At 70.6% G+C, this 2,896-nt stretch carries 4 protein-coding genes; 2 read left to right on the top strand and 2 right to left on the bottom strand.

Annotated features, from left to right (window positions below):
* On the top strand, positions 1 to 741 hold a 741-nt coding region (locus tag ACV4UX_RS18365), incomplete at its 5' end, for an aminotransferase class III-fold pyridoxal phosphate-dependent enzyme (RefSeq protein ID WP_491594728.1).
* Here the strand turns inward: ACV4UX_RS18365 and ACV4UX_RS18360 are convergent.
* Both ACV4UX_RS18360 and ACV4UX_RS18355 read right to left on the bottom strand, forming a co-directional pair.
* Complete coding sequence (locus ACV4UX_RS18360; protein WP_491594727.1) at positions 738 to 1,166, bottom strand: MauE/DoxX family redox-associated membrane protein; 429 nt, start codon at positions 1,164 to 1,166, stop codon at positions 738 to 740. The two genes, ACV4UX_RS18365 and ACV4UX_RS18360, sit on opposite strands and share 4 nt — an antisense overlap.
* Positions 1,163 to 1,651: a rhodanese-like domain-containing protein gene (locus ACV4UX_RS18355; protein ID WP_491594726.1), complete on the bottom strand. Its 489-nt coding sequence runs from the start codon at positions 1,649 to 1,651 to the stop codon at positions 1,163 to 1,165. The genes ACV4UX_RS18360 and ACV4UX_RS18355 overlap by 4 nt, the downstream gene beginning before the upstream one ends.
* Before the next feature lie 48 nt (positions 1,652 to 1,699).
* Here ACV4UX_RS18355 and ACV4UX_RS18350 point away from each other — a divergent pair, with 48 nt between their 5' ends.
* Positions 1,700 to 2,584 (top strand): rhodanese-like domain-containing protein, encoded by an 885-nt coding sequence (locus tag ACV4UX_RS18350; protein ID WP_491594725.1) that lies wholly within the window; start codon positions 1,700 to 1,702, stop codon positions 2,582 to 2,584.
* The last annotated feature ends 312 nt before the right edge of the window (positions 2,585 to 2,896 follow it).

The raw sequence follows: 2,896 nt of genomic DNA, 5'->3' as shown, positions 1-2,896 counted from the left end.
GAATCACAGGCCCTGGCCGTGACCGAAAACTACTTCGCCGTGCACGCGGGCAACGTGGCGGGCGTGCTCCTGGAGCCCCTGGTGCAGGGCGCCTCGGGCATGCGCATGGCCCGGCCAGGATTCGTGAAGGCCTTCTCGGAGTTGGCCCGCCGGGCCGGTGCGCTGGTGCTCTACGACGAGGTGATGACCGGCTTCGGACGCACCGGGACCCTCTTCGCCTGCGAACAGGTGGGCTTCGCCCCGGACATCGTCTGCCTGGCCAAGGGGCTCACGGCCGGGTTCCTGCCCATGGCCGTCACCGTGGCCACCGAGGCCGTCTACCAGGGATTCTCAGGCCAGACTTTCGACCGGGCCTTCGCCCACGGCCACTCCTTCACCGCCAACCCACTGGGCTGCGCGGCGGCCCTGGCCGGGCTCGGTCTGTTCGGGGAGGAGGGGACGCTCGGGCGCATCAAGGCCCTGGAGGCCGTCCACGCCCAGCGCCTCCAGGCGCTGGCGGGACGCCACGGACTCGCGCGGCCCCGCTGGCGCGGGGCCATCGGCGCGGTGGACGTGACGGGTTCGGGCGTAGGCTACGAAGCCGCCGTGGGCAGGCGCATCAAGGCCTTCTTCCTGGAGCGCGGATTCTACGTGCGCCCGCTGGGCGACGTGTTCTACCTGATGCCCCCGGCGTGCCTCGCGCCCGCCGAACTGCACCGGGCCTACGACACCCTGGAGGAAGCCTTGGAAACCCTGAGCTAAATTCCGGCGTCGTCCCTGGCCTGGACCACCGCGCCCCACTGGGCCAGCAGGCCCACGGCAAGGATCGCCGCGTCGCGCAGCAGGGTCTCGCCGGTCACGGCCTGGCCCGCGCCGCCGAAGCAGCCGCAGGTCACGTCCAGGCCCCGGAGCATGGCCTGCCCCAGGCCGAGCATGAAGGCGATCATGAGCAGGTTGAGGATGCCCGCCGCCGCGCGGGCCATGCAGCCCGTCCACAGGGCCAGGCCGCACACCACCTCCAGCGCGGGCAGGAAAAGGGCCACCGGGTAGACCAGCTGTCCCGGCAGCATGCGGTAGTTGAAGATCACGTCCGCGAACGTGGCCGGGTCGGCCATCTTCTCGGCCCCGGCGTAGACGAACACCGCGCCGAACGCGAGCCTGGCAAGAAAGAAAAGCGCCCGCATCATTTCGCCTCCACCGGGCCGCCTGCGGCGCGCCAGCCTTCAAGCCCCTCGGGCATCACCGCGATGTCCGCGAAGCCGAGTTCCTTGAGCCCCTGGGCAAGGTCCCTGCTCTTGGGGCAGGCCAGGTCGCCGCAGTAGACCAGCAGCGGACGCCCCTTCTCCACGCCGGGCAGCACCGAATCCATCCCCGTGAGCAGCGCCTCGGCGGGCACGTTCACCGCGCCGGGGATGCGTCCGGCCTCGAACTCGGCGGGCTCGCGCGCGTCCACGAAGAGGCGCGCGCCCGCCACCAGCATGGCCCGGGCCTCGGCCGGGGCCACCGTAAGGAAGCCCTTGCGCTGGGTCTGCGCCGCCTTCTCAGCCCGGAAATCGGACCACCACGGGAGCTTCACGGGCCGCGCTTCGTTGACAACCCACGCCGCCATGATGGATACCGCCACAAGAACCACAACCCCCGGCCACCAGGGGAGGCCCGTACGTGCTTGCATGTCCTGCCTCGCTTCGGCTTGCCGCCGGCTCACTGCCTAGAGGAAATCGTGCGGAAACTCAACGCCCTGCTCGAATACTTCCGATTCCTGCTCACCGTCAAAGCCCCCGGAGGCCCCATGAACAGCCACCCGCCCAAGGACATCGACGCCGCCTCCGCCAAGGCGCTCCTCGCCAGGGAACGCCCCGGCGGGCTCCTCGTCCTCGACGTGCGCCAGCCCTGGGAATACGAGGAATTCCACCTGCCCGGGGCCAAACTCCTTCCCCTGGGCGAACTGGAGGAGCGACGCGCCCAAGTCCCGGACGACGCGCCCGTGCTGGTCTATTGCCACTCCGGGCGGCGCAGCGCGGCCGCCGCCTCCCTGCTGGCCCAGGCGCATCCCGACGTGACCAACATCCTGGGCGGCATCATGGCCTGGACCGGAGCAACCGCCACCGGCGCTCCCGAGACCGGCATGCGCCACCTCACCGGCGACGAACCGCCCGAACGCATCCTCGCACTCGCCTACTCCATGGAGCGAGAGCTGGGCCTGTTCTACCAGCGCCTCGCGGGCGAGTTCCCGGACCAGGGCCTCAAGGACCTCTTCAACCGGCTCGCGGGCTTCGAGGACAAGCACAAGCTGGTGGTCTACCACCTCTTCAAGGGCTACCACCCCGAAAGCCGGGGCATCGAAGACCTGGAGGCCCAGGCCGTGGACAAGGCCATGGAGGGAGGACGCGACGCCCAGGACATCCTCGCGGATCGCAAACAGCCCGCCGCGCCCCGCGACGCCCTGGACATGGCCATGGGCATCGAGGCCCAGGCCATGGACCTCTACATGCGCTTCGCCGCCAACGCCCAGGGCGAGGGCAGGCAGACCCTCCTGGACCTGGCCAACGAGGAACGCGGACACCTCAAAGCCCTGGCCACGCTCATGGACCGGCAGACGAAATAGACGGGCCGCAGGAGCTGCTTCGGAGGCGGGCGGCCAGGCGCCAGGAGAAGAGGCCTCCGGCGGGCAAAGAGGGCTCCGCCCTCTCTGCACTCTCCCGCCGGGGGGAGAGCCTCCCCCCGGACCCCGGCAGTTGCTTCGCGGGCTTCACCGGGTAGGGCTATGCTGCCGGTCCCGGTCCTCTGCGCAGGGAGGCTCGGCGGACCGATTTGAAGACGATCCGCCGAGCCTCCCTGCACCCACCAGGGCTCCGCCCTGGACCCGCCGGGGGGAGAGCCTCCCCCCGGACCCCGGCAGTTGCTTCGCGGGCTTCAC

Source organism: Fundidesulfovibrio sp. (genome assembly GCF_058402725.1).
The sequence above is the reverse complement of the archived record's forward strand: the minus strand, read 5'-3'. Positions and strand labels throughout refer to the sequence as shown.

What these genes read in the sequence shown, in the direction of transcription:
- ACV4UX_RS18360 (WP_491594727.1), bottom strand. Translation starts at nt 1,166, where the DNA reads ATGATGCGGGCGCTTTTCTTTCTTGCCAGGCTCGCGTTCGGCGCGGTG.
- ACV4UX_RS18355 (WP_491594726.1), bottom strand. Translation starts at nt 1,651, where the DNA reads ATGCAAGCACGTACGGGCCTCCCCTGGTGGCCGGGGGTTGTGGTTCTT.